Source organism: Streptomyces sp. NRRL F-5755 (assembly GCF_001279365.1).
GTDB lineage: Bacteria > Actinomycetota > Actinomycetes > Streptomycetales > Streptomycetaceae > Streptomyces > Streptomyces rimosus.
Window position 1 is genome coordinate 1 of sequence record NZ_LGCW01000053.1, and the last position, 3,973, is coordinate 3,973.

Consider the following 3,973-nt stretch of genomic DNA (forward strand, 5'->3'; position numbering starts at 1 on the left):
AGGCGGCGGGGGCGGCGGGTACGCGCCGTAGGGCTGGGCGGGCGGCGCGGTGGGTGCGGCCGGGGGTGCGGCGGGCGGCGGGACCGGGGCCGCGGGCGGCGGAGTCGGGGCCGAGGGCTCCTCCTCCACGCTGATGCCGAAGTCCGTGGCGAGTCCGGCCAGCCCGGTGTCGTATCCCTGCCCGACCGCCCGGAACTTCCAGGCGCCCTGCCGCCGGTACAGCTCCCCGAGCACGAAGGCCGTCTCGGCGGTGGCGTCCTGGCTGTCGAAGCGGGCGATTTCGGCGCCGCTGCCCGCGTCGAGCACCCGGATGTGCAGCCCGGCGACCCGGCCGAAGGCACCCCCGTCGGCGGAGGCGGCGAGCACCACCTTGTCGACGGCGGGCTCCAGCCGGGCCAGGTCGACGGCCAGACTGTCGGTCACCGTGTCACCGGCGGGGCGCTTGCCCTCGTGGCGGACGGCTCCCGAGGCGTGCGCGGGCTGGTTGTAGAAGACGAAGTCCGCGTCGTCGCGGACCTTCCCCGCCGTGGTCAGCAGCAGCGCGGACGCGTCCACGTCCGGGGTGCCGGGCCCGGTGCGCCAGCCCAGTTCCAGCCGTACCGACGTGGCCGGTACCGCGACGTTGCTCCCCTTGGGCATCGGCATCGTGGTGCCCTTCCTCTCGCTTCGCTCGCCGGGCCGCTGTGCGGCGCCCCCTTCCGCACGGGGACAGGTTCCAACCTACTTGCCGAAAAATGTCCGCCGTTCGTCTGATGTGGACACAGCCTTTACACGATTCCTACGCGTGTTCGCGACCGATTTTGCCAAGTTCGCTCACATTGCGGATCGCGGGCTTCACGCGACACGTGAAACAACCCTCTTTTCAGGCTCCCCAACCGGCACATCGTGGGCTTAACTTATGAGGTATGACCTCCCCCCGCTCTACCTACGGCGGCGGCTACTACGCTTCGCCGTCCTTCCCGGACACCCCGATCTACGACTCCCTCGTCGCCGAGCGCGGCACGCCGCAGATTGCCCCGATCCGCGTCGAGTTGCCCTACGACTCGGGCTCCTCGTACATGCCGGCCCTCCCGTCGGCCCTGCCCGCGCTGCCCGCCGCGCCGTCCCAGCCGCAGCCCGGCCCCGGTTATCCGGGTGCCGCCGCCCAGCCGGTGGCGCCGCTCCAGAGCACCCCGGCGCCGTACATCCCGCAGCAGCAGACGGGCACCCGCGGCTATCCCGCCCAGCACCAACAGCCCCAGCGCCCCACCGGAAACAACGTCGGCTACGACGCCATGCGCCCGGCCGGCCCGGTCGCGCCCCGGCCCGCGCCGTCCCCGTACGACGACCCGTACGGCCGTCAGTACCCGCGCGGGTACTGACCCGGCCGAGCCGTACGCGGGCGGAGAACCGGTCCCGTACCCCGGTACGGGACCGGCCGCCGGGGTGCCGGGGGCGGCTGGCAGGATGGGGGCGTGCTGAATCCTTTCCTCCGCGCCATCCACCGCTATCCGGTCAAATCCGTGGCGGGGTCCGGCCCCGGCGAAGCGGTCGTGGAACCGTGGGGGATCGCCGGGGACCGCCGCTGGATGCTGGTCGACGCCGCGCACCGGTTCGTCACCCAGCGCGCCCGGCCGCGCCTGGCGACCGTCACCGCAGCGGAACTCCCCGACGGCGCGCTCCGGCTGACCGCGCCGGACATGCCGCCGCTGACCGTCCCCGTACCGGAGCCCGGTGCCACGGTCACGGTCGAGATCTGGCGGGACGAGGTCGAGGCGGTGCCCGCGTCCGGCGCCGCCGCCGAGTGGTTCAGCACGTATCTGGACGTGCCCGTACAGCTGGTCCACCTGGACGATCCGGCCAGGAGGCGGCCGGTGGACCCCGATCACGCGCGCCCCGGCGAGACGGTCGGCTTCGCCGACGGCTTCCCGCTGCTGCTCACCACCACCGCCTCGCTCGACGCCCTCAACTCCCTCGTCGCCCAGGGACGGCACCCGGACGAGGGCCCGCTGCCGATGGACCGCTTCCGGCCGAACGTCGTGGTGGAGGGCACCGAGCCCTGGGACGAGGACGAGTGGCGGCGGGTACGGATCGGTGAGGTCACCTTCCGCGTGGTGAAGCCGTGCGGCCGGTGCGTGATCACCACCACCGACCAGCGCACCGGGCACCGCGGCAAGGAGCCGCTGCGCACCCTGGCCCGCCACCGCCGCTTCGGTGACCAGCTCGTCTTCGGCCAGAACCTGATCCCCGAGGGAACCGGCACGCTCCGTGTCGGCGACCCCTTCGAGGTACTCGCCCGCCGCCCGCGCACCTGAGGGGCCGCCTCCCGGCCCCGCACGGCGGCCCGCTGACGCGCCGTCCGGCCCCGGCGCCCGCCCGCCGGCGGTGACGCGCGGGCCGCATTGCGGGCGCGTGTCCGGCTGCCTACAGTGAGCGCACGGCGATGCCGACAGCGGGAGTGACCAGGTGACGATGCCGTCCTGGGAAGTGCCCGGGGACCATCTCATTCCGGTGCAGCACATGCGTCCCGGGGACCACGCCTTTGTGAGCTACGACGATGACGAGGTGCGCTGGGAGGTCCTGACGGCCTTTGTGCGCCTCGGGCTCGCCCGGGGCGAGAAGGTCATCCTCTTCCCCGACCCGTGGCTTCCGGAGGCCGAGGTGCTGGCCCGGCTGGACTTCACCGGACGCAGCACGGTCACCGCCCGTGAGCGGGGGCAGCTGGTGCTGAGCAGCATGCGGGGGCTGATCCGCCCGGACGCCCGGTTCACGCCCGAGCGGCAGCTCGGGCGGCTGTCCGCGGAGACCGCGCGCGCCGCCGACGAGGGCTTCACCGGCCTGCGGGCCTTCATCGACATGCGGTGGGTGCCCGACCTGAACGCCGACGTACGGGTGATGATGCACCGTGAAACGCACGCGGACGCGCTGTTCGAGGGCCGTCCGTACAGCGAGATCTGCGCCTACGACCGCCGCTGGTTCGCCCGCGAGGTGCTGTACGCCATGGACCGGGCGCATCCGCGCAGTCTCGTGGAACGGCTCGGCACCCTGCGGACGGTGCGCGGTGCCGACGGCAGCCTGTGTTTCGTCGGCGAGGCGGACACCGGGGCGCGGGCCGACTTCACCGTCGCGCTGGAGCTGGCCCTGTCCGGCAGCGCCGGCGCCCGCCGGCTCACCGTCGACCTGACCCGCCTGCACTTCCTGTCGGTGGGCTGCGCCACCACACTGCTCACGCTCGCCGGACGGGCCACCGGGCACGACCTGGTCGAGGTCCGCTGCCATCGGCCGCAGGCGCGCACACTGCACCGGCTCGGCGCGGGCACGGTGCGTCGGCTGCTCATGACGGAGGTGGTGCGCCCGTGCTGACACCGGAACCGGCCATGTCCGAGGATGGCCCCGTGGACACGCGGACCGCCACCCGCCTGCTGCAGCGGCGCTTCACCGCGCGCCTGCTGCCGCAGCTGCGGCTGCTGGTGGAGGAGTGCGCCCTCCGGGAGGGCCTCACGGAGCCGCGGCGCGGCGAGTTCGTGCTGGCCGTCGACGAGATCGCGGGCAACGCGGTGGAGCACGCCGGCGGTTCCGGGCGGCTGGTGCTGCGGCGCGTCGGCGACGAACTGGAGTGCCGTATCAGCGATTCCGGACCCGGTTTCAGCGAGGCGCTGATCCCCGAACTGCTGCCGGGGCTCGACGGAGCGCACAACGGGCGCGGACTGTGGCTCGCGCGCCTGGTGGCGGACCGGTTCACGGTCCGCGCGGGCGCCGACGGGACACCCGGCGCCCGGGGCGCGGAGGTCATCCTGGCGGTACGGGTGCGATAGGACCGCACGTCCGCCCCCGCCCGGGCACCGGTCCGCGCGCACGGGCCCGGCCAGGCACCGGTCCGCGCGCACGGACCCGACCGGGCGCCGTCAGCGCATACGGACCCCGATCACATCCGCCGCAACCACTCCTGCGCCCGATCCCGCACGGTCTGCTCGCCCTGCTGCTCGGCCGTGTC

The 3,973-nt window shown here is 73.9% G+C and carries 5 protein-coding genes; 4 read left to right on the plus strand and 1 reads right to left on the minus strand.

The window, feature by feature from the left end:
• Positions 1-645 (minus strand): TerD family protein (locus tag ADK86_RS08515; RefSeq protein WP_199834372.1); only part of this gene is annotated, 645 nt, incomplete at its 3' end.
• A 260-nt stretch (positions 646-905) separates the two neighbouring features.
• Here ADK86_RS08515 and ADK86_RS08520 point away from each other — a divergent pair.
• From ADK86_RS08520 to ADK86_RS08535, 4 genes are all read left to right on the plus strand, one after another.
• Positions 906-1,361 (plus strand): DUF6643 family protein, encoded by a 456-nt coding sequence (locus ADK86_RS08520; protein ID WP_053696052.1) that lies wholly within the window; start codon positions 906-908, stop codon positions 1,359-1,361.
• 93 nt (positions 1,362-1,454) lie between these two features.
• Positions 1,455-2,294, plus strand: a complete 840-nt coding sequence (locus ADK86_RS08525) for an MOSC domain-containing protein (protein WP_053696053.1) — start codon at positions 1,455-1,457, stop codon at positions 2,292-2,294.
• Positions 2,295-2,523: 229 nt separating this feature from the next.
• Positions 2,524-3,342 (plus strand): MEDS domain-containing protein, encoded by an 819-nt coding sequence (locus ADK86_RS08530; protein ID WP_234345772.1) that lies wholly within the window; start codon positions 2,524-2,526, stop codon positions 3,340-3,342.
• A 14-nt stretch (positions 3,343-3,356) separates the two neighbouring features.
• Entirely contained in the window at positions 3,357-3,794 is a 438-nt protein-coding gene (locus ADK86_RS08535) for an ATP-binding protein (protein WP_053696055.1), read from the plus strand.
• Positions 3,795-3,973 lie beyond the last annotated feature (179 nt).